The following is a 24,555-nucleotide window of genomic DNA, read 5'->3' on the forward strand; positions in this document are numbered from 1 at the left end:
AGCATGAATCAAAGAAATCCTCAAAATCAAAAACAATCACTGGCCTACTTCACCAACCTGTCTTTCCAATAATATTTGCGCGCATTACTCATTATACCCAGGTAGGCCAGGTACAGCATATGTAACGGGGCAACTATTAATAATAACAGTAACAGGCCGGCACGTTTAAAAAACGAGCATATTAAATATAGAAATACGGCTTCAATTAAACACTTTATAGCAAATTGTATTAATACAAGCTTAAAGAACCAGCTATCATAAAAACCCAGAGCAATGTTTACCAGCATTGTCATATTAAACAACCACATAAAAAGGGCCACGGCTATAACTTTTTTATCCTTGTATTTGGTTGATTTTGATGCCCAGCGGCGGCGTTGTTGTAAAAACTCTTTCAGCGTGTATTTGGCATGGGTATAAACAATAGCTTCGCGAAGATTTAAAAAACCAATTTGCCCGGGATACCGCTCGGCTATCTTTTGCAGTAATAACTCGTCATCACCTGAGGCCAGCTCATCAATGCCTGCAAATCCACCTACCTCATAAAATACATCTTTACGGTAAGCAAGGTTAGCGCCATTGCAGGTTGATGCTCTTTTATTTCCAATAAATGCCCCGCCTATGCCTATCAGAAATGAAAATTCCAGGGTTTGCATTCGTTCAAATAATGTTTTCTCTTCAAAAAAAGCAACTGGTGACGATATCATCACCGGTTGATTAGCTTCATAATAGCCAACAATAGATGATAGCCATTGCGTGCCCATACGACAATCAGCATCTGTAGCTATCATTAGCTCGCCCGATGACATGCCTATAGCCGTAGCAATTGCCTTTTTTTTATAGGAGTTTAATGGCTGTGCTTCGTTAAGCTGTAGCAATTTTACGCCCCTATTTGCATAGCTGCTTATAATAGCAGAAGTACGATCGGTAGAGTGATCATCTACAATAATTATTTCTATTAGCTGTTTAGGATAATCCTGGGCCAGTATATCCTCTATGGTGTAGCGTATCCTCGCTTCCTCATTACGGGCAGCTATCAATACTGTCACTCTGGTTGTAAGGTTGCCGGTGTTAATTTTAGGCTGCTTCAAATTAAGCCAACCTTTTATAAGGTACAACACCAATAACAGGTAACAACCTGTAAGCAAAAAGCAAATTATACTATACGTTGCGATCAAAGAATTTTAAATTAAAAATAAATACTGAGCCTAAAATAGCGGGAATTATCAAATTTATAAGCCAGATGGATGTAAATGCAGCAATTATGGCAACGTGTTGGTTGGTTACATAGGCAAATAAGGTAACAGCAGCAGTAGCGCGTACGGGTACATCCAACAGATCAAGTGAGGGCAGGGCCGATTGTATAAAGAATACAATAAATGTCATCAATATTACATTATGAAACGCGATATCAGGTATCAATAAATGTATTACCAGGTAATATTGGAATGAAAAAATGAAAAACCTTGTTAAGCAAAAACACATTATGTTTAACAATTCTTCAAATTTATAGGCGCCCATTATATCAAAAAAACGATGATATTTTTTAAGGAACGATATGCTGTTTAACAACCATACCAGCCATTTAATATTAAAGTAAAATACCAGGAACACGCCCATTACAACAATGGCAAGAAGTAAGATGCCGCCCAATACCCATGCATTAAGGTTAAGAAAGGTATAGGCAAACCAAACAAAAGCACCCGCACCCAACACATTGGTAATAACGTTTTGCCCGAACGAGCCCACCGCCATAGCAAAAACACCATGAATACGCTTACGAGGTGGTAAAAACATTACCCGGCCACCGTATTCGCCAATACGGTTGGGTGTGAATATGGCCCAGGTTAAACCACAAAAAACCCCCTCTATAGATTCCCATAAAGTTATAGGGGCCAGCTTACGGGTTAAATGCTGCCATTTAAAACATTCTACCAGCCAATTGGCAAACATTAAAAATACCACCACCCCCATAACAATGATAACGTGCCGATGGTTAAGGTGATTTATGGAAAGCTCAAACTGCTTTAAACTATCGCCCTTTTTTAAGTACTGATGATAAATAAATGCGAAAGCTAAAACCAGTATGGTAGCTTTTAGCAATATGGAAAGGAATTTTTTAGCGGCTTTGGTCAACTATAAATATTTATGCAATGTTACAAAAAAGACAGCAGTAGTAATTTGAATATGTACAATTACAAAATATGGATGGATTTGTTTGAAATGAAAGTTGACTACATTGAATCAATAACATTCAAGAACTCTTCAGCAGATATAATTTTTACTGATGGGAAAGGCAATTGCTTAACTATGTTAAAGTGAGCATCATTGGTAACTAAATAATCGGCGTTTCCAGCGACAGCTATATCGAAAAACTTATTGTCATCGGGATCTTTTTTTATTGCATTCCAATTATAATAAACATGCTGAAATATAACATCAGAAGATTCAACGAAAATTTCAGTGACTATTTCTGCAACTCCCGGAGCAGAGCGTTGTTGTAATATCTCTTCATATTCATAAATAACTTCATCGGAAATTATTATCTTATATTTACTATTGATAAATGCCTCCCATATTGGTCTGTAACTACTACGACTGCTTATGGCTACAAGCAATACATTTGAGTCTAAAACAATTTTCATTAAGCTTTTTGAGAGGTGCTTCGGAAATGGCTTTTGCTTAATTGGCTGTATGACTCTTCGGTAATATTATTATTTTTTTCCCAATCTTCAAGTGTTTCATCAAGCTGTTTGGATAATAGCTTTACTGCGAGATGTCTTATTTGAACAAAGTCAGCTTCAGGTAAAGGCTTTCTTAACAACCGTAACATCATTACTTGTTGTTCATTTAAAGAATCAGACGTTAATTCCTTGGCTTTCATATTCAAATATAATAAATAACAATTATTATAACTAACATAAAGATTTACTACAACCCCATCTCCTTCTTCAAAAACTCCCCTGTAAAACTATCTTTCACTTTACACAACCCCTCGGGTGTCCCCGAGAATAGGATATTACCACCACCCGATCCGCCTTCCGGTCCCAAATCTATTACATGGTCTACCACCTTAATTACATCCAGATTATGCTCAATTACCAATACCGTATTGCCTTTATCTACCAACTGATAGAGTACGCCTAACAAAACATTTATGTCTTCAAAATGCAGACCTGTTGTTGGCTCATCAAGAATGTAGAAAGTATTGCCGGTATCTTTTTTAGATAGTTCAGTCGCTAGTTTAACCCGTTGTGCCTCACCGCCCGATAAGGTGGTTGATGATTGTCCCAAACGAATATATCCTAAACCAACATCCAGCAAGGTTTTAACCTTACGGTGGATGGACGGAATATGCTCAAAAAACGGCACTGCATCCTCAATGCTCATGTCCAGCACGTCGCTGATAGATTTACCTTTATAACGCACTTCTAAAGTTTCGCGGTTATAGCGCCTGCCGCCGCATTCTTCGCAGGGTACCTGCACATCGGGCAAAAAATTCATTTCTATTACTTTCATACCCGCGCCCTGGCAGGTTTCGCAACGGCCACCTTTTACGTTGAACGAGAAACGCCCCGGTTTATAACCGCGTATCCTCGACTCAGGCAACGCTACAAACAGGTTACGTATATCAGAAAAAACACCGGTATAAGTTGCCGGGTTCGACCGTGGCGTACGGCCTATGGCGGTTTGGTCTATCTCAATTACTTTATCGATGTTTTCCAATCCTTCAATTTTATCATAAGGCAGGGGGTGCTTTTTGGCCCTGAAAAAATGATGATTTAAAATAGGATACAAAGTCTCTGTTATCAGGCTTGATTTGCCGCTGCCTGATACACCGGTTATGCCAATCAGCTTCCCTAACGGAAATTCAACACTAACTTTCTTTAAATTATGACCTGTAGCCTTTTTAAGTGACAATGTTTTACCATTACCCTCGCGTCTTTTCTTGGGCACTGCAATTTCGCGCTCACCGTTAATGTATGATGTGGTTAGGGTATGATGAGCCATTAACTCAGCAGGTGTGCCTTGTGCAACAATCTCGCCGCCATGTACACCGGCAGCGGGGCCCATGTCAATAACGTGGTCGGCTTGTAGTATCATGTCCTTATCATGCTCAACCACTAATACGGTATTACCCAGATCGCGCAGGTTCTTTAAGGCATTTATTAAACGCTCATTATCACGCTGGTGCAGGCCAATGCTTGGCTCATCCAAAATGTACATTACATTCATTAATTGCGAGCCTATCTGCGTAGCCAGCCTTATACGCTGTGCTTCGCCACCTGATAGCGTTTTGGCAGTACGGTCAAGCGTTAAATAGCTCAGGCCCACATCCATCAAAAACACAATACGGGCACGTATCTCTTTTAAAATCTCTTTGGCGATGACGTTCTGGCGTTCGGTTAATCGGTCTTCTAAATTCTCAAACCATTTCTGTAGGGTATTGATATCCATTATGGATAGTTCGAATATATTTTTTTGGTCGACCTTAAAATGCAGCGATTCCTTTTTCAAACGTGCTCCATCACAAACCGGGCAGGTTTTTAGTACGCGATAGTTTTCCATATCGTCCATGCCTTCATCGCCGCGGCGCTCCTGCTGCTCTTCCAGCATGCGGATGATACCATCAAAACTTATCTGGTAACTCTGTACGTTCCATTTGTTGTACTCAACAGAAACAGTTACCATTTCGGTAGTGCCGTTCAGGATAATATCCAGCTTATCTTTTTCCAGTTTATCAATTGGGGTCGATAGTGAGAACCCAAACTTCTTCGCCAACGCTTTTAGCACCTGGAATATCCATGTTTCGCGGTACTCGCCCAAAGGCGCAAGTCCACCATTCGAGATGCTTAGCTTAGGATTAGGAATTACCGACGCTTCATCCACCTCAAAAATATATCCCAACCCATTGCATTTTTCGCAGGCGCCATAAGGCGAGTTGAACGAGAAGGTATTTGGCTGCGGTTCATCATACGATATACCAGAAACCGGGTCCATCAGGTATTTGCTAAAATAGGCTACATTGTTATCCTTATCGCCTACCCTGATAATGCCTTTTGCAATTTTTAAAGCCGCTTGTATAGAGGTATATAACCGTTTGCTATTTTCCTCGCTTACCTGCAGGCGGTCTACCACAATATCAATATCATGAATTTTGTAGCGATCTACCTGCATTTTAGGTTCAACATCGGCAATGGCGCCATCTATCCAAACTTTTAGGTAACCCTGTTTGCGTATTTGCTCAAACAATTCGCGGTAGTGGCCTTTACGGGCTTTTACAACCGGGGCCAAAATATTTACCGGCTCATCTTTAAACTTTTCTGATATGGTTTTCAGTATCTGATCTTCAGACATGCGCTCCATCTTCTCGCCGCTTACGTACGAATATGCATCGCCGGTACGGGCAAATAGCAGGCGCATAAAATCATAGATCTCTGTAATGGTACCAACTGTAGAGCGTGGATTTTTACTGGTGGTTTTTTGCTCGATAGCGATAACCGGGCTAAGGCCCGATACCTTATCTACGTCGGGGCGCTCCATGCCGCCCATAAACTGGCGCGAATAGGCCGAAAATGTTTCCATATAACGGCGCTGGCCCTCGGCATAAATGGTATCAAACGCAAGGGATGATTTACCGCTGCCGCTCAGCCCTGTAATAACAACCAGTTGGTTGCGCGGAAAAGAAACATCAATGTTTTTTAAATTATGTACCCGGGCTCCGTAAACTTCAACTTCACTTTGCTCGCCGAGGTCGATGGGTTTTTCGCTCATATATTTAATTAGTGAATGAGCGAATGAGTGAATGAGTGAATGAAGAAATTGGTTAAGCTGCTAATTTTAACAACGCGCCATTCACTCATTCACTCATTCAAAACTCACTCATTAAATCGATGCAAAGATAAACAAAAATGCCCGATCTGCCAGTTGGACAGATCGGGTTAATGGTGCTCTGTAATAATTATTATTACCGTAGTTTAATTATAAGCTATAAAGTTTTTAGGCGCTGCATAGGTAATATAATTACCATAGCCATATTTCTGCGGATTGCCTATTATAGCTTTCATTGCTACTAAATTGTAAACGTAATTACCTGTTTCGCGATTTAACTTCATGCGGAAATAATTGTTTTCACTTTGGCTATGAATGGCTTTTTCTAATTTAATAGAGCCATTGTTGTAAGCGGCAGCAGCCAATGTCCAGCTGTTGAACTCAACATATAACTCTTTAATATACTTGCAGGCAGCAATAGTTGATTTACGAATGTTTTTACGTTCATCAATACCTTTGCCAACTTTTAGGCCATAGGTACGCGCGGTACCCGGCATAAATTGCCATAAGCCTGCCGCGCCCTTTGATGAGGTTCCTTCATTTAACCCCGACTCTACCAATGGCAGGTATTTAAAATCTTCGGGGATACCATAGGCTCTTAAAATTGGCTCAATAATAGGGAACAATTTTTCGGCTTTAATATGCAGAATGTGTGATTGGATGTTTCTGTAATTATGCCTTTTTAGGGAGTTTTGCAGTTTGCGGTATACAGTAGTATTTGAGGGTAAAGCTTCATTAGCGAAACTATAATCATTTGTAGCATCGGTTTTGTATGATATAAAACCAGAGACGCCGTGGCTTATTTTTGCCGTTGGTTTTATAACCGTTGTACTGCAAATGTTAAGCTTGAAAATGACAGCCAGCACAAGCATTACGGAGCACGTAAATAAGTGTTTTTTCATCATTTTTTTTCTATTCATAGAACGATACATTTAGATAAATGTTAAACAAAGGTATGGTATATAAAGCAGATTGTCAAACACTTAACCTGTTCTTGTTGTTTTAATAATTTGAAAATAGTTTAAAAATCGCACTTTAAAGTGGTTTAAACACGGTTTTTGAACCGATGAAAAAAGTTGAAAAAACCATCCGAAAACCGGCAAAAAACTATACCTTTGACCCTCACGCTGCGAAAGCGCAAACATAAAAACTATGGTATTTAAAAGACCAGCAAACAGTCGCGACGACAGGAATGGCAGATCAAATGGACCCTCAAAAGGCGGTGATAATAAACGATCTTCTTCCACCCGTGGAAACTCTTCAAAAAGCACGGACAGACCCAACAACGATAGTTCTAAAAAAAGATACTCAAGCGGCCCGACTGCCGAGCGTAGCGCTTTCTCATCAGGAAGCGAAAAGAAAAGCTTTGGACCACGCAAGCCATATTCTGGCCGCCCAACCGGCGGAGACGACGAAAAACCGAAAAGAAGCTATGGCGGCGAATCAACCGGCGAAAAGAAAACCTTTACCCCGCGTAATAAACCATACTCTGGCAGACCAGTGGGGAGCGATGATGATCGCCCTAAAAGAAGCTTTGACGGTGAATCATCAGGCGGCAGCAAGAAAAACTTTTTACCGCGTAACAAACCATATTCTGGCAGGCCACAAGCCGGCAGCGATGAGGATAGGCCTAAAAAGAGTTTTGGTAACGATGAGCGCCCTAAAAGAAGTTTTGGTAGTGGCGATTCGGCACCAAGGAACCGTAAACCAACCGGGGCAGATTTTGGCGATAAACCCAAAAGAAGCTTTGGCGACAAACCAGCCGGCGACCGCAAATTCACCAGTTCAAAACCAACAGGCGACTTTAAAAAGCGCGATGGTGATAAGCCATTCCGCAAACCGGGCGATAAACCCGTTTACGATAAGATAACCCGCGACCGCGATGCACCGGTAAAAACATTACGCGCCAAAAAACCAACCAAAAAAGAAGAAGAAGATGGCCTTATCCGCCTTAACCGTTATATAGCAAATGCAGGTATTTGCTCTCGCCGTAAGGCTGATGAACTGATTGCGGCAGGTGTAGTATCTGTAAACGGCGAGGTGGTAAATGAGCTGGGTTTAAAGGTTGACCCATTTAAAGACGAAATAAAATACAACGGCGAAACGCTTAAACGCGAAAAGAACGTTTACGTATTATTAAATAAACCCAAAGATTATATAACTACTACCGACGATCCGCAGGAACGTCGCACAGTAATGCACCTGGTTGAAAAAGCCAGCCGCGAGCGGATATATCCAATTGGGCGTTTGGACCGTAATACAACCGGTTTGCTGTTAATGACCAATGATGGCGACCTGGCTGATAAGCTTTCACACCCGCGCAGTAATATTACCAAGCTGTACCAGGTTGAGCTGAATAAAGCCTTAACACAGGGCGACCTGAATAAACTGCAGTTTGGCGTGGAGCTTGAAGATGGTTTGATAAAACCAGACTCGGTAGCTTACGTTGCGGGCGGTTCAAAAAGAGAAGTGGGCATACAGATACACAGCGGAAAGAACCGTGTAGTGCGCCGTATGTTTGAGCACCTGGGTTATGATGTAGTAAAACTGGACAGGGTAGTATATGCCAACCTTACCAAGAAGGATTTGCCACGCGGCCGCTGGCGCTTTTTAGATGAAAAAGAAGTTATCCAGTTAAAGCATTTGATAAAATAATGCAACCCGAAGGATCGGGCAATTAATTAATTGTTTGAATGCTCCATCGGTGCCGCCTAATGCGGAGGCAAAGATGCTTGCATTAAAGTTTTAATGCATTTGCCCGGGTAACAACTGTTAGAAAACTTAAAAACTTCAGTAGATTAGCTGTATGATTTTTGACCGGAAAAACCTGGACAACAATACGCTGATTGCAATTTATAAAAAGCTGTTATTTCCGCGTGTTGTTGAAGAGAAGATGCTTATCCTGTTGCGCCAGGGGCGTATAGGTAAGTGGTTTTCGGGTATAGGGCAGGAAGCTATTTCCGTAGGCGCTGCAATGGCCATGCAGCCAGATGAGTATATACTGCCCATGCACCGCAATCTGGGGGTGTTTACCGGTCGTGATGTGCCTTTTAATCGCTTATTTGGGCAATGGCTGGGTAAGCCGTCAGGTTTTACCAAAGGGCGCGACAGGTCCTTCCATTTCGGCTCGCAGGAACATAAGATCATCGGGATGATATCTCATCTTGGTCCGCAAATGGCTTTGGCTGATGGCATCGCGTTAGCTGATATATTAGCAGGCAGAAAAAAAGCAACATTAGTATTTACCGGCGAGGGCGGCACCAGTGAAGGTGATTTCCACGAGGCGCTTAATATTGCCGCGGTTTGGAACCTGCCGGTTATTTTTTTGATAGAGAATAACGGCTATGGCCTTTCAACCCCAACTGACGAACAGTACAAGTGCAAGCAGCTGGTTGATAAGGCAATAGGTTACGGCATTGAAGGTCGGCAAATAAATGGCAACAATGTATTGGAGGTTTACTATACAATTAGTGAAATAGCCAATAGCATCCGCTCAAAACCACGCCCCGTTTTAGTGGAATGCATGACCTTTAGGATGCGGGGGCATGAAGAAGCATCGGGCACCAAATATGTTCCGCAGGAGTTATTTGACGACTGGCAGGATAAGGACCCGATAAGCAGTTTCGAAAATTTTTTAATAGCCGAAGAAGCTCTTCGTCCCGAATGGATACCTTACCTGCGTAATGAGTTTATAAAGCAGATAGACCCGGTTATTGAAATTGTTTTAAACGAAAAAGATATCCGCCCCAATATATTTACCGAAATGGGCGATGTATATAAAACAACTTCCCGCCCCATATTTAAACTTTCGGGCACATCAAAAGTAATACGATATATTGATGCTATACGCGATGGCCTGATGCTGGCCATGCGTAAGTATGAGAACCTGGTAATAATGGGCCAGGATGTTGCCGGGTATGGTGGTGTATTTAAAGTTACCGAGGGTTTTGTAGAAGAGTTTGGCAAAGCGCGCGTGCGCAATACGCCGCTTTGCGAATCGGGGATAATAGGCACCGGGATGGGTTTATCCTTAAATGGTTACAAGGCCGTTGTTGAAATGCAGTTTGCCGATTTTGTAAGCAGCGGTTTTACCCAGATAATTAATAATTTGGCTAAAACCCATTACCGCTGGGGGCAAAATGTTGATGTGGTGATACGGATGCCTACAGGCGCGGGCACTGCTGGCGGGCCGTTCCACTCGCAAAGTAACGAGGCATGGTTCACTAAAACCCCGGGATTAAAAGTGGTGTACCCGGCTTTCCCGGCAGATGCGAAAGGATTGTTAATGGCTGCTATTGCCGATCCTAACCCGGTAATGTATTTCGAGCATAAATATTTATACCGTAACCTTACCGGCGAAGTGCCCGACGGTGAGCTGTTTATTGAGATAGGAAAAGCGAGGGTTGTAAAAAAAGGCACTCTGGCTACTATAATTACCTATGGTTACGCGGTACATTGGGCCCTTGAATATTTAAGTAATCATCCTGATTTATCTATTGAAATTATAGATCTGCGCAGCCTGCAACCCTGGGACAACGCAACTGTTATAGAAAGCGTTAAGAAAACGCACAAGGCAATGGTTTTGCATGAGGATACCCTAACGGGAGGGTTTGGCGCGGAAATAGCAGCTACCATAGCAGAAAATTGTTTCCTTGAGCTTGACGCCCCTGTTATGCGCTGCGCCAGCTTAGACACGCCTGTACCCATGGATAAGGGTTTAGAAAACCAGTTCTTAGGCAAATCGCGCCTGGAAAAAGCAATGTACCAATTGCTTAATTATTAGTTAGCATTTACTAATGTCGTTAATTAGATCACGGCTCCGGTTCCACCTGTCCCGTTTACCAAAAACGAAACACCCTTGAAAAGGTAATATCTATTGACTTTTTACATCCAAACAACAATTTTTTATATAAACTTGCAATACAATAGGTAGCAAATTATTGTAATACTATGAACGACGAATTTTACCGGCAAATTTTAAATAAGCAGCAGCAAACAGAAGCAATACCTTCAAACAAGGAAATTACTACCTGGGCCCTGCAGGTGATCCGTTTGATGTATCCCGAACAATCAAAAAAAGTATTTATTTCTATCGGCCAACTACAGGATGAATTTAAAAAACTGCAGGACGAACTATGCCATATAATGAATCTTACCAAGGCCTGCAATAACTATGATAACGAAAGGCTTGCTGAAAGCTTTTTTAATGAGCTGCCCGAATTATACCGAAAATTAAATACCGATATACAAGCTATTTTTAAGGGTGACCCCGCGGCCCGCAGCGAGTTTGAAGTGATACGCACCTATCCCGGATTTTTTGCTATTTCGTTTTACAGGTTGGCGCATGGTTTATTTAAAAATGAGGTACCCTTAATACCACGAATACTAACCGAATACGCCCACTCAAAAACTGGTATAGATATACACCCGGCAGCCCAAATTGACGAGTATTTTTATATTGACCACGGCACAGGTGTAGTTATTGGCGAAACTACTAAAATAGGGAAGCATGTAAAACTTTACCAGGGGGTAACACTGGGCGCGTTAAGCGTTGCCAAGAATATGGCCGATACCAAGCGCCATCCAACGGTTGAAGATAACGTAGTGATTTATTCGGGGGCTACAATATTGGGCGGCGAAACGGTTGTAGGGCATGATAGCGTTATTGGCGGTAATGTTTGGCTCACCAAAAGTGTCGAGCCGCATTCTACAGTTTACCATTCCCCTTTGGTGAAAGTTTTAAAAAAAGCTAAATAATATGGCAGGAGTTATTGATCTGATAGGCAATACGCCAATGGTTGAGATTAAAAAGCTTAATCCAAACCCTAATGTAAAGATTTTTGGTAAGCTGGAGGGTAATAACCCCGGCGGCAGCGTGAAGGATCGCGCCGCATTAAACATGATAAAAAGCGCCTTAGAGCGCGGCGACATAAAACCCGGCACTAAACTTATTGAGGCTACCAGTGGCAACACCGGCATCGCGTTAGCCATGATAGCTAATTTGTTTGATCTGGAGATAGAATTGGTGCTGCCCTCCAACTCTACCCGCGAGCGGACACTCACAATGGAGGCATTTGGCGCTAAAGTTATCTTGCTGGATGGTATTGAAAATTGCCGTGATTATGCCGAGGAGAAAGCCGCTGGTCCGGATTATTTTATGCTGAACCAGTTTGCTAATCCGGATAATTACCTGGCCCACTACAAAACTACCGGCCCCGAAATTTGGCACGATACCGATCAGCAAATAACCCATTTTGTAAGCTCTATGGGTACTACCGGTACCATCATGGGCTGCTCTAAATATTTAAAAGAAGTAAACCCCGCTATACAAATAGTAGGCTGCCAGCCAACCGAAGGCTCATCCATCCCCGGTATACGCCGTTGGCCAGAGGCTTATTTGCCAAAAATATTCGACCCAAAACGGGTTGATCGCGTAATGGATATATCAGAAGAAGAGGCTGTACAAATGACCCGTAAACTAGTAAAACAAGAAGGTGTTTTTGCCGGAATGAGTAGCGGCGGCGCATTATCAGCAGCTATAAAATTAGCCTCGGAACTAAAAGAAGGCGTGATTGTATTTATTTGCTGTGATAGAGGAGATAGGTATTTGAGTAGCGAGTTGTTTGGGTAAGGAACGACATTGGCTTCTTAATAGTCATTGGGATGGTGGTCTTGCACTGTCCTAACTGTCTTAAGATTTATAATTAAGACAGTTAATATATTACAAGACAGACAAGACAAGCGAGACAAAAGCAAGTATCCCGATGATTATTTTATAATAAGATAAAGCTTATTTTTTCCAAACCCGTTTTTTGTTCCTGTTGCCCCTGTTTTGGTTAGGCTTGGGTTCATGCTTAACTTCGGCAATGCTGGTTAAATGCTCTGGCAGCGGGTGTTGGGTTATCTTTTTATCTATCAGTTCTTCAATACCTTTTAACCTGCGCTCATCACGATGATTAACAAAGGTAATAGCGGTACCGGTAGTAGCGGCCCTTGCGGTGCGGCCAATACGATGGATATAATCTTCGGCATCGCCGGGCACATCATAATTAATTACCAGGTCAATCCCCTCCACATCAATACCACGCGAAAGCGCATCGGTACCAATAATAATGGGCAGCTGCCTGTTTTTAAATTTTAAAAGAATCTCTTCTCTTTCCTTTTGTTCAAGGTCTGAGTGAAAGGCTTCGGCTTTAAGCTGTATGCCCTTTAATTCTTTATATAATGCTTTTACTATTTCTTTTCTTGAAGCAAAAATAATTGTGCTTACAAAATTGCCATCCTTTAGCAAATGCTGTAACAATGGTGTTTTTTGCTGATCGTGTAAACGATAAATCTGCTGATCGATACCAACAGCAGGTTGTGACAAGGCGATATTTATCTGCTCGGGATTTTTTAATACTGATTTAGCCAGATTGCGTATGCGCCCCGGCATAGTAGCCGAAAATAATAAGGTTTGCCGCTCTTTAGGCAGGTAGCTTATTATGCGCATAATATCATCCTGAAAACCCATATCCAGCATACGGTCAGCCTCGTCCAATATCAAATGATTTATTTGATTTAGCTTTAATACGCCTGATGTTAGGTGCGCTATCAGCCTGCCCGGTGTAGCAATAATAATGTTTACATTGTTTTGAATACCACGGCGCTGCTGCTCATAAACATGCCCATCGCCACCGCCAAAAACAGCAATGGAGCTAATGCCGGTAAAATAGGCAAGTCCTTCAACTTGCTGGTCTATTTGCTGGGCAAGCTCACGGGTTGGTGTTAATATTAGGGTGCTTGTATGGTTTTTTTTGGTGCGGCCTATTTGCTCTAATACCGGCAATAAAAATGCAGCGGTTTTACCTGTACCTGTTTGGGCGCAGGCAATAATATCTTTACCGTCTAAAATAATCGGAATGGCCATTCCCTGTATTGGTGTTGGGGTGGTGTACCCCATGCTGGTAATGCCTTCTGTTAGGTGCTCGTTGAAATTAAAATCCTGAAATGTCACTATATTTTTTTGATGTGGTACAAGATACGCAAAATTGTTGTGTTAGCAGAATTTACAGCTAATGTTGATGCTGATATTGAATTGCTGCAACCAATTTCCTTCAATTGTAAGCTAAATTTGGCGCTGTATTTATGCGCAATATTGCAATTATAGTTGGCAGCGATTGCCGTGGGCGGGATGAATACAATATATATCCAGGATAGCTACGCCTATCACCACAGGCCTATCCTTTAATTTTCATAAACGGTAACAGTTTGCTACGATTGTATATAGCTCTTTAAATGCTCAATAGTAGCTTCATGAAACAGTATAGTTTCTGCAACAACATCACTAATAGAGATAATACCGCATAGCTTATCATAAATAAAAACAGGCAGATAACGAATATTACTATCGCTCATAATATGCATGCAGGTTTCTATGGAGCTATTTGGAAGTATCCTAGGCAGGCCGGTGCTCATAATTTCGCGCACAGTTGTACCATCAGATGATCTTCCTTCCAGAATAACCTTACGCGCATAATCTCTTTCGGTAATCAGGCCCGCATACTCGCCATCTTCTGTAACTATAACCGAACCAATATTTCTTTCGGCCATTAGCCTCAAAGCATCTAAAACCAGTGCATTGGCATCAATTGCAACAACACTACTACCCTTACGGGTTAGTATATCTGAAACTTTTTTCATAACAATAGGGGTTTAGTGGATGGGATATTACCAAATATAATTAATATCAACCAAAAAAAACCTATGGATGAGGCTTTTATATTAACAAATGTGGAAATCTTAGTCCCTGTCGCGGCTTAGCTTGGTAAATAGCAGCGGATTTTCATTTAGCTCTATACCCTCCTTGCGGTGTTTTGCAATATGCAGAGCGGTAAATATCGCTTCACGAAAAGATATTTCTGATGCTAAATTCTTTCCGGCAATATCATAAGCCGTTCCATGATCAGGCGAGGTACGTACAAATTTTAGCCCTGCCGTAAAATTAACGCCCGATTCAAAAGCTATTTGCTTAAATGGAATTAAACCCTGGTCGTGATACATGGCCAGTACCGCGTCAAACTTTAAATAAGTTCCGTTAGCAAAAAATCCATCGGCGGCATAAGGGCCAAAAGCCAATATATCGGTTGCTCTGGCTTCTTCAATAGCCGGTATAATGGTGGTTTGCTCTTCATGACCTATCAAGCCATTATCGCTGGCGTGTGGGTTTAATCCTAATACAGCAATTTTGGGTTTGCGTATCCAGAAATCATCGCGTAAGCTGGCATTCATCAGCTTTAATTTAGCTAATATTTTTTCGGTAGTAAGGCTTTGGGCTATTTTATTAACGGGTATATGCCCGGTAACCACCCCAACACGCAAGGTATCGCTAACCAAAAACATTAATGATTCGGCAGCGCCATCGCGGTCCTGCAAATACTCTGTATGGCCGGGAAAGTTAAAGCTTTCGCTTTGTATAGTGTCTTTATTTATAGGGGCAGTAACCAGCGCGTCTATAGCGCCGCTTAGTAAATCGGCAGTGGCACGTTCTAATGACGCAAAAGCGTATTTGCCTACTTCTTTATTGGGTATACCGGGTTCAATTTTTACATCCTCTTCCCAGCAATTTATCATGTTGGCACGTTTAGGCTGCGCTTTTGACGGATGATCTATCACTTGAAAATTTAGCTCACCTACCTCGGTAGCCCGGCGGTAAAATGATGCTACTTTGGTATGGCCGTAAACAATAGGCGTGCAATAATTATAGATCATACTGTCGGCCAATGTTTTTATAATTATCTCTAAACCAATACCGTTTACGTCGCCAATGCTAATGCCTATTTTAAGTTTCTCGTTCATGTTTATATTTGATTACACCGATGGTTTAATGATTACATCGATTACAACCTTTTACCTTTTAACTTTCGCCTTTTACCTTAAAATTACTGTAAAGAAAAGATTTTAGGCTAAGAGTTCCTGATTAAAGCACAAATATGACTTAATTTGCTCAAATATTTTGATTAATAATGACATTAGTAAGAGCAAAAAAACATTTAGGTCAGCACTTTCTTACTGATAAAAACATTGCAGCTAAAATAGTGGATAGCCTGCGCCCCGAAAACAAGTACCAGCAAGTGCTGGAAGTTGGGCCGGGCATGGGTGTGCTGTCGGATATTTTGCTGGAGAAAACAGAATACGAAACCTACCTGATCGATATAGACAGGGAGTCGTACGAGTATTTGCAAAAGAAATACCCTAAGCTTGGCACTAAGCTTATCAATGCTGATTTTTTGGCGATGGATTTCGCAGCAAACTTTACCGGTCCGCTAGGCATTATTGGTAATTTCCCATACAATATATCATCACAAATACTTTTTAAGGTGCTGGATAACAGGCAGCAAGTAGTTGAGGTGGTAGGCATGTTTCAAAAAGAAGTTGCCGAGCGTTGCGCCGCCAAAGCAGGCAGTAAAGAGTATGGCATCCTGAGTGTGTTTTTGCAGGCTTATTATAAAGTTGAGTATTTGTTTACGGTTAAAGCCGGAGTATTTAACCCGCCGCCAAAGGTGCTATCGGCAGTAATAAGATTAACCCGTAACGAAGTGACGCAATTAGATTGCGATGAAAAACTTTTCTGGCAGGTTGTAAAAGCCGGATTTAACCAGCGCCGTAAAACCTTGCGTAATGCCCTATCATCGCTCATCAACAAAGAAAAAATGACCGAAGAGCCACTGCTTGACCTGCGTGCCGAGCGATTAACGGTTGATGATTTTGTGAAGATAACTAAGCAGATAACGGCTAATAGATAATTTAGAAATAAAAAGTTGGCAAAAAGCCAACTTTTTATTTAATTTTGTTTGGACTTTCGGGAAAGTCCCGATTATGGTGACGTTAAATTGTAAAGAGATCACGATGGATAAAAAAAAACTTAAGAATGATGGTTATCATCTATCAAAAAAAATTACAAGACTTTGCAAAAAAACATGCAGATGCAACTAACAGTATTAGCACCTGGAAAAAAGTAGTTCAGGATGCTAACTGGAAAAAAGGAACTGATATTTTAATTGATTTTCCTAAAGCAAAACTTATTCCCTCTAAAAGAGCGCGCTTTAAAATCGTAGGCAATAAATATCGACTCATAATTGAGGTAGATTATACCGACGGAATTGTAGAGATTAGGTTCATAGGAACCCATTCAGAATACGATAATATTGATGCAGGCTCTATTTAACGAGTGGACAAAACTTATAACTATGAACGAAAAGCCACAGTGGTTTTTAATAGAAACCGAACAAGAGTACAATAAAGCCGTTGAAAGGTACGAACAGATCAAACATGCAACAGCCGGAGCAGAGCACAAAGAGAAGCTTTTGCTGGTGCATTTGATTGAAAATTATGAAAATACACTTTGGGATCTTCCCGAAGTTAATCCGGTTGAAATGATCAAAATCCGTATGGATGATTTTGGCTATAAAGCGGCCGACCTTGCCGCAGTTTACGGCGATAAGGGCACAATTAGTAAAGTGTTGAACTACAAACAGCCATTATCATTAACAATGATCAGAAAATTTAGCGAGCTATTGCATTTACCTGCATCGGCGTTACTTAAAGAATATAATCTGCATTCGTAGGCTTAATTAAAAATGCAAATAGATCTATTTTGAACAATAAAATACTCATCGTCGACGATATCCACCCTATATTTATTGAACAGGCAGAAGCCATGGGTTATGTATGCGACTATCAGCCCTTAATAAAACCAGATGGGGCACTACAAATTATTGGCGACTATGCCGGATTGGTTATCCGCTCAAAATTTAATGTTGACAGGCAGGTAATTGATGCAGCCAATAACCTGCGTTTTGTTTGCCGTGCAGGTGCGGGCATGGACAATATTGACGAGGCTTATGCAGCCGAAAAAAACATTACCCTGATTAATGCCCCCGAAGGTAATATGGATGCTGTAGGCGAGCATGCCGTTGGTTTATTGCTGGCGCTGATGAACCATTTTATTACTGCTGATGCCGAAATACGCAATGGCGAGTGGAAACGCGAGGCCAATCGTGGTTATGAGCTAAAGGGAAAAACGGTAGGCATAATAGGCTATGGGTTTATGGGGAAAAGCTTTGCCAAAAAGCTATCTGGTTTTGGGGTTGATGTTATTGCTTATGATAAATATAAAACCGGTTTCTCTGACCAATATGCCCGCGAAGTAAGTATGGAACAAATTGTTAAGCTGAGCGATGTGTTGAGCCTGCATATACCCTTAACCAAAGAAACAAAAGGTTTGGTTAACGAGGAGTATCTGTTCCATTTTAAGAAGCCTATATTTTTTATTAATACATCGCGTGGTAAGGTGGCAGAGGTTAGGGCAATAGTAAATGCGGTTAAGCAAGGTAAAATACTTGGTGCCGGTTTGGATGTATTGGAGACCGAAAAATTCCCGGCATTGGGCGAGCAGGAATGGTTTGATGACCTGAAAAAATCGGGTAAAATAATACTAACGCCACATGTGGCCGGCTGGACGTTCGACTCGTACCGTAAAATTAGCGAGGTAATGGCTGATAAGCTTCGCTTGATTGAAAAGATTGAAGATTAAGGATTAAAGATTGGGATTGAATAATTACACTAATCTTTAATCTTCAACATCTAATCTTTACTAACAAAAATTTGGATTTTAAAACTTAAATCTCTTATCTTCGTTTTACACTAAACAAGACTATACAGCCAGCCTGCATAGTCTTGTTTGTTTTTAAAGTCATTACGTCCTTCTTAAAATAGGGAGGGCGGTTTTTTTTGGCAAATCAATTAGATAAATAAAAATTAATTAGTGAGTTATGGCAGAGGTAGCATATTTTACCAAAGAAGGTTTAGAAAAATTAAAGCAAGAATTACAAGAACTGAAAACTACAGGACGGGCCACTATAACCAAGGCTATAGCAGAGGCGCGCGATAAAGGCGACTTATCTGAGAACGCAGAATACGATGCCGCTAAAGAGGCGCAGGGTTTACACGAAGCTAAAATATCCCAGGTGCAGGAAACTTTGGCCAACGCACGTTTGTTGGACGAATCAAAACTGGATTTATCAAAGGTATTGGCCTTGTCTATTGTTAAGATAAAAAACGTAAGTAACGGCGCCACCATGACCTATCAGCTGGTAGCCGAAAGTGAAGCTGATATGAAGACAGGCAAAATATCTGTGATATCGCCTATTGCCAAAGGCTTGTTGGGTAAAAAAGTAGGCGATATTGCCGAAATTACTGTACCGGCGGGCAAAATGGAATTTGAGATATTAGAAGTAAGCAGATAATTCAATGAGTAGGTGAGTGAGTTTTGAATGCGTAAATGCTTATTTGTTCATTCAAAGTTATCTGATTTCATTTACTCAATCACTCATTCAAAATTCAATCATTAAATTATGCCAAGTATATTTTCAAAGATCGTTGCCGGTGATATACCCGCTTATAAAGTGGCAGAAACTAATGAGTTTTTAGCTTTTTTAGATATCGCGCCTTTAGCAGAAGGTCATTTACTGGTTATCCCAAAAAAGGAGGTTGATAATTTTTTCGACCTGGATGATGAAACGTACACCGGCCTGCTAATATTTGCTAAAATTGTTGCTACAGCAATGAAAAAGGCTATTGAATGCAATAGAATTGGCGTAACCGTTATAGGGCTGGAAGTGCCGCATGCGCATATTCACTTAATACCTATAAATGGAGTTGGCGATATGAATTTCTCTAACCCAAAATTAAAATTTACTCCTGAAGAGTTTCGGGCAACGACGGATAAGATTCGTGCGGAGTTGTAGTGAAAGACTTAGTTTTAGAACTTTTGTAAGTCTTCTTATCATCCCCGGAAAATACAAAGAACGAAAAGAAGAACGCGTAAAATATTATTCCCTTATCTACATCCAATAGATTTTCTGAGAAAGAAACAAATGCTATTAGCAGCATAAAAGTAAAAAATAACAAGTCCTTTCTTTTTATAGCTTCTTTAAAACCCAACCATAAAGTACCCAGGTAGATGAGCAAACCTATTATGCCCGATTTTAATAAAAAGCTCAAATACTCGTTATGCGAGTTCAGGTTATTAAGGAATGAGCTGTAATATTTTTTAGCATAAAAGCTTTCATGCAACAAACCAAGTTCTGAGCCCGCGCCGTAGCCTGTAAGGGGTGATTTAGCGATAAGCCCGGTAGCTGTGCCCCATCTATCCAAACGCGAATCAAATTTTTTATCGGGTGTGGTTAGTGATAGGTCATATTTAAGATCAGTAATGTACCTAACCTTTAAAATACTCAATGTAAATATGCCTGTAATAATTAAAGTTGATAGTGATGCTGCAATCACTATGAATTTAATTCGGTTTTTTCCTTGCAGCAAGAAATAAGGAATAGCCAGGTTGATAGTCAAAAACAAGGCTGCAAAAATAGATTTTGATGATAGTTGGATAATCCCTGCTAAAAGTAAACAGGCACAAGCGGCATAAAATAAACGGTAATAAGCCGACGGTTCTTTTATACACACCCATAAAAAATAAACCAGTGCAATTGCTAACTGCAAGGAAAAAAATGTAGCGTGCATGGCAATCGGCTCAGAGAAATTATGATTGGTGAATGCCGCCGATACAATAGTAGAATAAGGTAGCGAGTAATACTTAATGGTACGGAACGCGTCTAAATATAAATAAGCTACAGTTGCTGTGCAGATCAATGAAAATGACAGCAATAGCCTTGATCGATATTTTTTAATATCAAAAGAGGTTAAACAAAACACCATCGGGAATAGCAATATGGCCAAATGCTTTCCCCATTCATTAAAAGCTCCGGGACGGTTAATGGTATAAATAGTACTAAGCAGTGTTACAAAAAATGCCGATTGCAGTACAAGAGTCCTAATTGTAAAAATTGGCTTAATATCTTTCTTGTTAAGTTGTATTAACGTGTGTATAATAAAACTTATTAAGATAATATGGCTGTAAAAAAGATCAAACGGCAAGCTGGCCATGAACAGCATTAAATGATAATAACTGATCTTATTAGCCAGGGTATCGTTTTTAAGAAATAATTCTTCCATTGTTATAATTCAAATAACATTCTATCGCATATTCTTCATAGCCATCTACAACACTCTCCCAGTTAAACAAGTGCTTTATTTTGTGCAGGTTATTGGTCACCATTGTTTTTTCAGTTTCCTGTCTTTGCACGGTTTCAACCAATTTTTTTACATCGTTTGGATTGGAAAAATAAAAAGCATCGGTACTTAATACTGCCTGGTTAAAAGGGTTGTTATGCGCGGCTATTAAAGCCTCGCTGGCCATTGCTTCTAATAATGAAGGGTTAGTACCCCCAACACTATGCCCATGAAAATACAGGTAGGAGTTGTTTTGTAAGGCGCGTACTTTTGCCGTATCAAAAATTGACCCTTTAAACTGTATGCGGCTATCTTTTTGAAATTTGTGGGTGATAAATTTTCCGAACCGGTTACTGGTATCGCCCAAAACTTTAAATGGTTTTGGCGAGTTGCTATTATTGTACCCCTCTAAAATAGTTTCAATATTATTCTCGGGCTCCATACGGGCCATTAGTAAAAAGTAATCTTCTTTTAGCGCCTCCACAGGGGTAATCTGTTCTCTTTCCAGCTCGGTTATCATATCCGCGCCATAAGGGATATAACGGCTGTTTATATCATATTTACGGGCCAGGTATGATTTAATTACCATAGAATCTGACACGTAAAACTGGCTGTGCCTTACAGCCAGCTTCTCGGCATATTTCAAAAATTTCTGTACCGGTTTTGAGTATTTGGAACGCCTCCATTCAAGGCCATCCATATTGGTTATAATGGCGCTCTTTTCGGGATACAAATGCCCCCAAACAGAGCTACTGGTATAGCCCATAATTAAAATAACATCAAAATTGCGTTTGCGGGCATCACGTATGCAATTCAGATCATACACAAACTGTCCCGCGGCACCAATTAAATATTCGGGGTCATAACAATGTATTATGTTAACGCCGTTCCAGTTATCCCTGGCGTAAGGGTGATTGTGCGAATTATACACGCTCAACTCGTGCCCTCGCTTGGCTAAACCAACTGATACATATTCTGATATATGCTCAAATCCACCGTAATGGTTTGGTATGCCCCTTGTTCCTAATATAGCTATTTTAAGTTTCATGATACAATGGCTGTTTGGTATGCTTTAAGAGTTTGTATGGCAGCTTTTGCCCAGGTATATTTATCTAATATTTTTTCGCGCAGATGGCTGTTAAAATTGGTAATACTTGCTTTTTCTACAGCGGCTAATATGCTTTCAGGTTGCGCGGGATCACAGTAAAAAGCGTCGTTTTCAAAATATTCACGTGTATCTCCCTTATCGGTTATTACAATATTACAGCCCATTACCGCGGCTTCAACAGAGCTTAGTCCGGTGGTTTCAAACCAACTTGGTAATACATGTGTTTTTGCCTGTTGATAATAATTTACCAGATCATCCTGCGGCAAATGTTCAATAAAGCTGATGTTGGCCGCAGCAATGCTGCGGCACTCGTTATAATAAGCTGTTTGATTAGGGCTGTGATTGCCTATAAGCAACAATTTGAACCGTGTGTTATTTAACGCTTTAATTAAATTAAGCTGGTTTTTAATCCCTTCAATTCTTGCTACGCACAGCACCAGCTTATCGTCCTTTTTAATAGCATCATTATAAGTAAAGCGGGTTGCATTAATACCGTTGAGTATAATGCTATATTTTACGGTACTTGGATACATTTTAACCACCCGCCTGTATTCTGATTCGGAATTTGGCAGGATAGAGTCGGCTTGGTTAAGTATTTCAATAATGCTTTTTCGTTGCCCTTTCCAGATGTAGGATAAGCTTGATAAATGATCACGCCCCAAAACCCAACGCGCCAAAGTTTTTAAATACTCAATACTATCTGATGATAAATGGCTAAACACCATACCCACGCCTTTGCGGTAATACTTATCGTACTCACTGTAATTAACCAATATGGTAGATACCACAAATGGCTTGCCGGCCTTTTTACTGTGGAACAAAATATCAGCCGGACGAATAATATTGAAAAAATGCAACAGATCGTAATTAGCGTAATCAATAACTTCGTTGGTAAGCCTTATCTCGGCCAGCACGCCAATATCCGTTAAGTGGCGAGCTGTTTCCATAGCCTGTACGGTGTCTCCGCCGGGGACACTATATAAAGTTGATCTTGTTATAATGGCTACTTTCATGCTGTTTACAATTTGTTTGGGCTCATCCTATGCAACCATAAAATAAATTTTTCGGGCAAATAGCTTACGGTATATAATAGGTAGTTATCCAGTCTTAACGGCCGTATGCTTATTGCCTTTTTTACATGTTCACGTGCCTTTTCGGGCTGATAATTGTTAGCCAGAAATTTCTTGCCACATAGCGCGTGGTATGATCCTTCTTTTATTTTTCTAACATCCTGCGATTTAATAATGGCTAACAATTCATTGCCTTCTTCTGCCGTAATATGCCCGCGTTTAATAGCATCTCTTTTTAATTCGCGAAAGCGCCTGCCGCGCCACCGCTCATCAATAGTAACCGAGGCTGGGTTTAACCTGTATTTTATTAGCGGTTCTGCCAGGTTGCAAAACTTTCCCTGTTTGGCAATTGCTGTCCATAATAAATAATCTTCAAAATTATGGGCATCAGTAGGGTATCCTCCGGCATTGGCTACATTGGCTTTTTTATACATTACTGTAGGATGCATAAAGGGGCAATAGAAGTATAGTTTTTCCATTATCTCCTTGTGCGAATGCGCAATGCAATGGAAGTGGAACAGGAAATCGTTATTCTCTAAAATATAATCGGCATCGCTTCCAACTAAAATGTATTCAGGGTTTTCAAGCAAAAACTTTATCTGTTTTTCAAGCCGCTGCGGATGGCACACATCATCAGCATCAAACCTTGCTATATATGGCGCTTTTGAATATTTAAGGCCCGTGTTTAACGCCGCAGCAACTCCCATGTTGGGCTGGTCTATTAAAATTATCCGCTCATCTTTATAAGAATTAATAATGGCCCGGGTGCCATCTGTCGAGCCATCATTTACTATTACCAACTCAAAATCAGTATACGTTTGTTGCAAAACAGACTCAATTGCCTCGCCTATATACTTTTCGGTATTATAAGCAGGCATTAAAACGGTTATGCAGGGGTTAGTTTTCATTGGTTATTAAATTTTTATTTTTAACCAAACGCTGTCCCTCTTTAATATTTAAAAAGAGCATCAGCTCAAGCATTATTATTATTGATAATTGCTCGAACCAGTAATCAATAAAAAAAATGGCCAGTACAAATAGCAGCAAGGGTATGCCGTAAGTAAGGTCTATATAATGCTTTGCAAAAAATCCTACATAAAAAACAAAAAGGGCCAGCAGCCCGGCTAAGCCATATTCGCCCAGTAACTGGTCATATACAGAAAACGGACTATTGGTTAATGAGTGTGAGCTTGCGGCCTTGCTAAAAAAGTTCAAATAAATATCAAGGTGGTTAATTAAAAAGTCGTGATTAATATAGATGTGCTTAGTCGGGTAACCCCCGGTAAACTTTAGGCCCGTTGCCCTGAAAGCCAGTTTGGATGAAAAATTTCCAACACCATCTCCTGCTATTATTTTTGAGGGATGTTCTTTTAAAAAATGTACCGTTTGCAATATCCCGGTAACTTTACCGGGCACAGATGTCCAGTGTGGATGGCC

Annotated in this window: 24 protein-coding genes; 10 read left to right on the forward strand and 14 right to left on the reverse strand. The window is 40.7% G+C overall.

What is annotated here, in order from left to right:
• Nucleotides 1–44: 44 nt before the first annotated feature.
• From JWP71_RS04725 to JWP71_RS04750, 6 genes are all read right to left on the reverse strand, one after another.
• Entirely contained in the window at nt 45–1,088 is a 1,044-nt protein-coding gene (locus JWP71_RS04725) for a glycosyltransferase (RefSeq protein WP_299497586.1), read from the reverse strand.
• Between the two features lie 70 nt (nt 1,089–1,158).
• The gene (locus JWP71_RS04730) at nt 1,159–2,133 is read right to left on the reverse strand and encodes a hypothetical protein (protein ID WP_299497587.1); all 975 of its coding nucleotides are present in this window, start codon (nt 2,131–2,133) and stop codon (nt 1,159–1,161) included.
• A 98-nt stretch (nt 2,134–2,231) separates the two neighbouring features.
• Nucleotides 2,232–2,642, reverse strand: coding sequence for a putative toxin-antitoxin system toxin component, PIN family (locus JWP71_RS04735; RefSeq protein WP_299497588.1), 411 nt, complete (start codon nt 2,640–2,642; stop codon nt 2,232–2,234).
• On the reverse strand, nt 2,642–2,881 hold the full coding sequence (locus JWP71_RS04740) for a hypothetical protein (protein WP_299497590.1): 240 nt from the start codon (nt 2,879–2,881) through the stop codon (nt 2,642–2,644). The genes JWP71_RS04735 and JWP71_RS04740 overlap by 1 nt, the downstream gene beginning before the upstream one ends.
• Nucleotides 2,882–2,928: 47 nt before the next feature.
• Entirely contained in the window at nt 2,929–5,772 is a 2,844-nt protein-coding gene (gene uvrA, locus JWP71_RS04745; protein ID WP_299497591.1) for an excinuclease ABC subunit UvrA, read from the reverse strand.
• A gap of 203 nt (nt 5,773–5,975) precedes the next feature.
• On the reverse strand, nt 5,976–6,749 hold the full coding sequence (locus tag JWP71_RS04750) for a lytic transglycosylase domain-containing protein (protein WP_299497592.1): 774 nt from the start codon (nt 6,747–6,749) through the stop codon (nt 5,976–5,978).
• A gap of 232 nt (nt 6,750–6,981) precedes the next feature.
• On the opposite strand from JWP71_RS04750, the gene JWP71_RS04755 reads away from it, so the two are divergent.
• The 4 genes from JWP71_RS04755 to cysM all read left to right on the forward strand — a co-directional run bounded on the left by JWP71_RS04755 (nt 6,982) and on the right by cysM (nt 12,460).
• Nucleotides 6,982–8,484 (forward strand): pseudouridine synthase, encoded by a 1,503-nt coding sequence (locus JWP71_RS04755; RefSeq protein WP_299497593.1) that lies wholly within the window; start codon nt 6,982–6,984, stop codon nt 8,482–8,484.
• A gap of 151 nt (nt 8,485–8,635) precedes the next feature.
• Nucleotides 8,636–10,612: a dehydrogenase E1 component subunit alpha/beta gene (locus tag JWP71_RS04760; protein ID WP_299497594.1), complete on the forward strand. Its 1,977-nt coding sequence runs from the start codon at nt 8,636–8,638 to the stop codon at nt 10,610–10,612.
• 167 nt (nt 10,613–10,779) lie between these two features.
• Entirely contained in the window at nt 10,780–11,586 is an 807-nt protein-coding gene (epsC, locus tag JWP71_RS04765) for a serine O-acetyltransferase EpsC (RefSeq protein WP_299497595.1), read from the forward strand.
• Between the two features lies 1 nt (nt 11,587).
• Nucleotides 11,588–12,460 (forward strand): cysteine synthase CysM, encoded by an 873-nt coding sequence (gene cysM, locus JWP71_RS04770; protein WP_299497597.1) that lies wholly within the window; start codon nt 11,588–11,590, stop codon nt 12,458–12,460.
• Between the two features lie 159 nt (nt 12,461–12,619).
• Here the strand turns inward: cysM and JWP71_RS04775 are convergent, their stop codons facing one another.
• From JWP71_RS04775 to pdxA, 3 genes are all read right to left on the reverse strand, one after another.
• Nucleotides 12,620–13,825 carry a DEAD/DEAH box helicase gene (locus JWP71_RS04775; protein ID WP_299497598.1) on the reverse strand — a complete coding sequence of 402 codons (1,206 nt, stop codon included), beginning with the start codon at nt 13,823–13,825 and terminating at the stop codon, nt 12,620–12,622.
• A 257-nt stretch (nt 13,826–14,082) separates the two neighbouring features.
• Nucleotides 14,083–14,511, reverse strand: a complete 429-nt coding sequence (locus JWP71_RS04780; protein ID WP_299497599.1) for a CBS domain-containing protein — start codon at nt 14,509–14,511, stop codon at nt 14,083–14,085.
• 99 nt (nt 14,512–14,610) lie between these two features.
• Nucleotides 14,611–15,666 (reverse strand): 4-hydroxythreonine-4-phosphate dehydrogenase PdxA, encoded by a 1,056-nt coding sequence (gene pdxA, locus JWP71_RS04785; RefSeq protein WP_299497600.1) that lies wholly within the window; start codon nt 15,664–15,666, stop codon nt 14,611–14,613.
• Between the two features lie 167 nt (nt 15,667–15,833).
• Between pdxA and rsmA the strand changes: the two genes are divergently transcribed.
• The 6 genes from rsmA (at nt 15,834) to JWP71_RS04815 (ending at nt 19,616) form a co-directional block, all read left to right on the forward strand.
• Nucleotides 15,834–16,613: a 16S rRNA (adenine(1518)-N(6)/adenine(1519)-N(6))-dimethyltransferase RsmA gene (gene rsmA / locus JWP71_RS04790; RefSeq protein ID WP_299497602.1), complete on the forward strand. Its 780-nt coding sequence runs from the start codon at nt 15,834–15,836 to the stop codon at nt 16,611–16,613.
• A gap of 125 nt (nt 16,614–16,738) precedes the next feature.
• The gene (locus JWP71_RS04795) at nt 16,739–17,035 is read left to right on the forward strand and encodes a type II toxin-antitoxin system HigB family toxin (protein ID WP_299497604.1); all 297 of its coding nucleotides are present in this window, start codon (nt 16,739–16,741) and stop codon (nt 17,033–17,035) included.
• A 22-nt stretch (nt 17,036–17,057) separates the two neighbouring features.
• Nucleotides 17,058–17,435, forward strand: a complete 378-nt coding sequence (locus JWP71_RS04800) for an XRE family transcriptional regulator (RefSeq protein WP_299497606.1) — start codon at nt 17,058–17,060, stop codon at nt 17,433–17,435.
• Nucleotides 17,436–17,464: 29 nt separating this feature from the next.
• Nucleotides 17,465–18,403: a 2-hydroxyacid dehydrogenase gene (locus JWP71_RS04805; RefSeq protein WP_299497608.1), complete on the forward strand. Its 939-nt coding sequence runs from the start codon at nt 17,465–17,467 to the stop codon at nt 18,401–18,403.
• 238 nt (nt 18,404–18,641) lie between these two features.
• Entirely contained in the window at nt 18,642–19,115 is a 474-nt protein-coding gene (gene greA / locus JWP71_RS04810) for a transcription elongation factor GreA (RefSeq protein WP_299497609.1), read from the forward strand.
• A 108-nt stretch (nt 19,116–19,223) separates the two neighbouring features.
• On the forward strand, nt 19,224–19,616 hold the full coding sequence (locus JWP71_RS04815; protein WP_299497610.1) for an HIT family protein: 393 nt from the start codon (nt 19,224–19,226) through the stop codon (nt 19,614–19,616).
• On the opposite strand, the gene JWP71_RS04820 is transcribed toward JWP71_RS04815, so the two are convergent.
• The 5 genes from JWP71_RS04820 to JWP71_RS04840 form a co-directional block, all read right to left on the reverse strand.
• Complete coding sequence (locus tag JWP71_RS04820) at nt 19,564–20,883, reverse strand: O-antigen ligase family protein (RefSeq protein WP_299497613.1); 1,320 nt, start codon at nt 20,881–20,883, stop codon at nt 19,564–19,566. The genes JWP71_RS04815 and JWP71_RS04820 overlap by 53 nt on opposite strands.
• Complete coding sequence (locus JWP71_RS04825; protein ID WP_299497615.1) at nt 20,864–21,988, reverse strand: DUF1972 domain-containing protein; 1,125 nt, start codon at nt 21,986–21,988, stop codon at nt 20,864–20,866. The genes JWP71_RS04820 and JWP71_RS04825 overlap by 20 nt, the downstream gene beginning before the upstream one ends.
• On the reverse strand, nt 21,985–23,061 hold the full coding sequence (locus JWP71_RS04830) for a glycosyltransferase family 4 protein (protein WP_299497616.1): 1,077 nt from the start codon (nt 23,059–23,061) through the stop codon (nt 21,985–21,987). Before JWP71_RS04830 ends, JWP71_RS04825 begins: the two co-directional genes overlap by 4 nt.
• A 5-nt stretch (nt 23,062–23,066) precedes the next feature.
• Complete coding sequence (locus JWP71_RS04835; protein WP_299497617.1) at nt 23,067–24,026, reverse strand: glycosyltransferase; 960 nt, start codon at nt 24,024–24,026, stop codon at nt 23,067–23,069.
• The coding region (locus JWP71_RS04840; protein ID WP_299497619.1) for a hypothetical protein at nt 24,016–24,555 on the reverse strand (540 nt) is incomplete at its 5' end. The genes JWP71_RS04835 and JWP71_RS04840, both read right to left, overlap by 11 nt.

The organism is Mucilaginibacter sp. (assembly GCF_028287845.1).
In the GTDB taxonomy this organism is placed as follows: domain Bacteria; phylum Bacteroidota; class Bacteroidia; order Sphingobacteriales; family Sphingobacteriaceae; genus Mucilaginibacter.

What these genes read in the sequence shown, in the direction of transcription:
- JWP71_RS04735 (WP_299497588.1), bottom strand. Translation starts at nt 2,642, where the DNA reads ATGAAAATTGTTTTAGACTCAAATGTATTGCTTGTAGCCATAAGCAGT.
- JWP71_RS04740 (WP_299497590.1), bottom strand. Translation starts at nt 2,881, where the DNA reads ATGAAAGCCAAGGAATTAACGTCTGATTCTTTAAATGAACAACAAGTA.
- uvrA (WP_299497591.1), bottom strand. Translation starts at nt 5,772, where the DNA reads ATGAGCGAAAAACCCATCGACCTCGGCGAGCAAAGTGAAGTTGAAGTT.
- JWP71_RS04750 (WP_299497592.1), bottom strand. Translation starts at nt 6,749, where the DNA reads ATGAATAGAAAAAAAATGATGAAAAAACACTTATTTACGTGCTCCGTA.
- JWP71_RS04755 (WP_299497593.1), top strand. Translation starts at nt 6,982, where the DNA reads ATGGTATTTAAAAGACCAGCAAACAGTCGCGACGACAGGAATGGCAGA.
- JWP71_RS04760 (WP_299497594.1), top strand. Translation starts at nt 8,636, where the DNA reads ATGATTTTTGACCGGAAAAACCTGGACAACAATACGCTGATTGCAATT.
- epsC (WP_299497595.1), top strand. Translation starts at nt 10,780, where the DNA reads ATGAACGACGAATTTTACCGGCAAATTTTAAATAAGCAGCAGCAAACA.
- cysM (WP_299497597.1), top strand. Translation starts at nt 11,588, where the DNA reads ATGGCAGGAGTTATTGATCTGATAGGCAATACGCCAATGGTTGAGATT.
- JWP71_RS04780 (WP_299497599.1), bottom strand. Translation starts at nt 14,511, where the DNA reads ATGAAAAAAGTTTCAGATATACTAACCCGTAAGGGTAGTAGTGTTGTT.
- pdxA (WP_299497600.1), bottom strand. Translation starts at nt 15,666, where the DNA reads ATGAACGAGAAACTTAAAATAGGCATTAGCATTGGCGACGTAAACGGT.
- rsmA (WP_299497602.1), top strand. Translation starts at nt 15,834, where the DNA reads ATGACATTAGTAAGAGCAAAAAAACATTTAGGTCAGCACTTTCTTACT.
- JWP71_RS04795 (WP_299497604.1), top strand. Translation starts at nt 16,739, where the DNA reads ATGATGGTTATCATCTATCAAAAAAAATTACAAGACTTTGCAAAAAAA.
- JWP71_RS04800 (WP_299497606.1), top strand. Translation starts at nt 17,058, where the DNA reads ATGAACGAAAAGCCACAGTGGTTTTTAATAGAAACCGAACAAGAGTAC.
- greA (WP_299497609.1), top strand. Translation starts at nt 18,642, where the DNA reads ATGGCAGAGGTAGCATATTTTACCAAAGAAGGTTTAGAAAAATTAAAG.
- JWP71_RS04815 (WP_299497610.1), top strand. Translation starts at nt 19,224, where the DNA reads ATGCCAAGTATATTTTCAAAGATCGTTGCCGGTGATATACCCGCTTAT.
- JWP71_RS04820 (WP_299497613.1), bottom strand. Translation starts at nt 20,883, where the DNA reads ATGGAAGAATTATTTCTTAAAAACGATACCCTGGCTAATAAGATCAGT.
- JWP71_RS04825 (WP_299497615.1), bottom strand. Translation starts at nt 21,988, where the DNA reads ATGAAACTTAAAATAGCTATATTAGGAACAAGGGGCATACCAAACCAT.
- JWP71_RS04830 (WP_299497616.1), bottom strand. Translation starts at nt 23,061, where the DNA reads ATGAAAGTAGCCATTATAACAAGATCAACTTTATATAGTGTCCCCGGC.
- JWP71_RS04835 (WP_299497617.1), bottom strand. Translation starts at nt 24,026, where the DNA reads ATGAAAACTAACCCCTGCATAACCGTTTTAATGCCTGCTTATAATACC.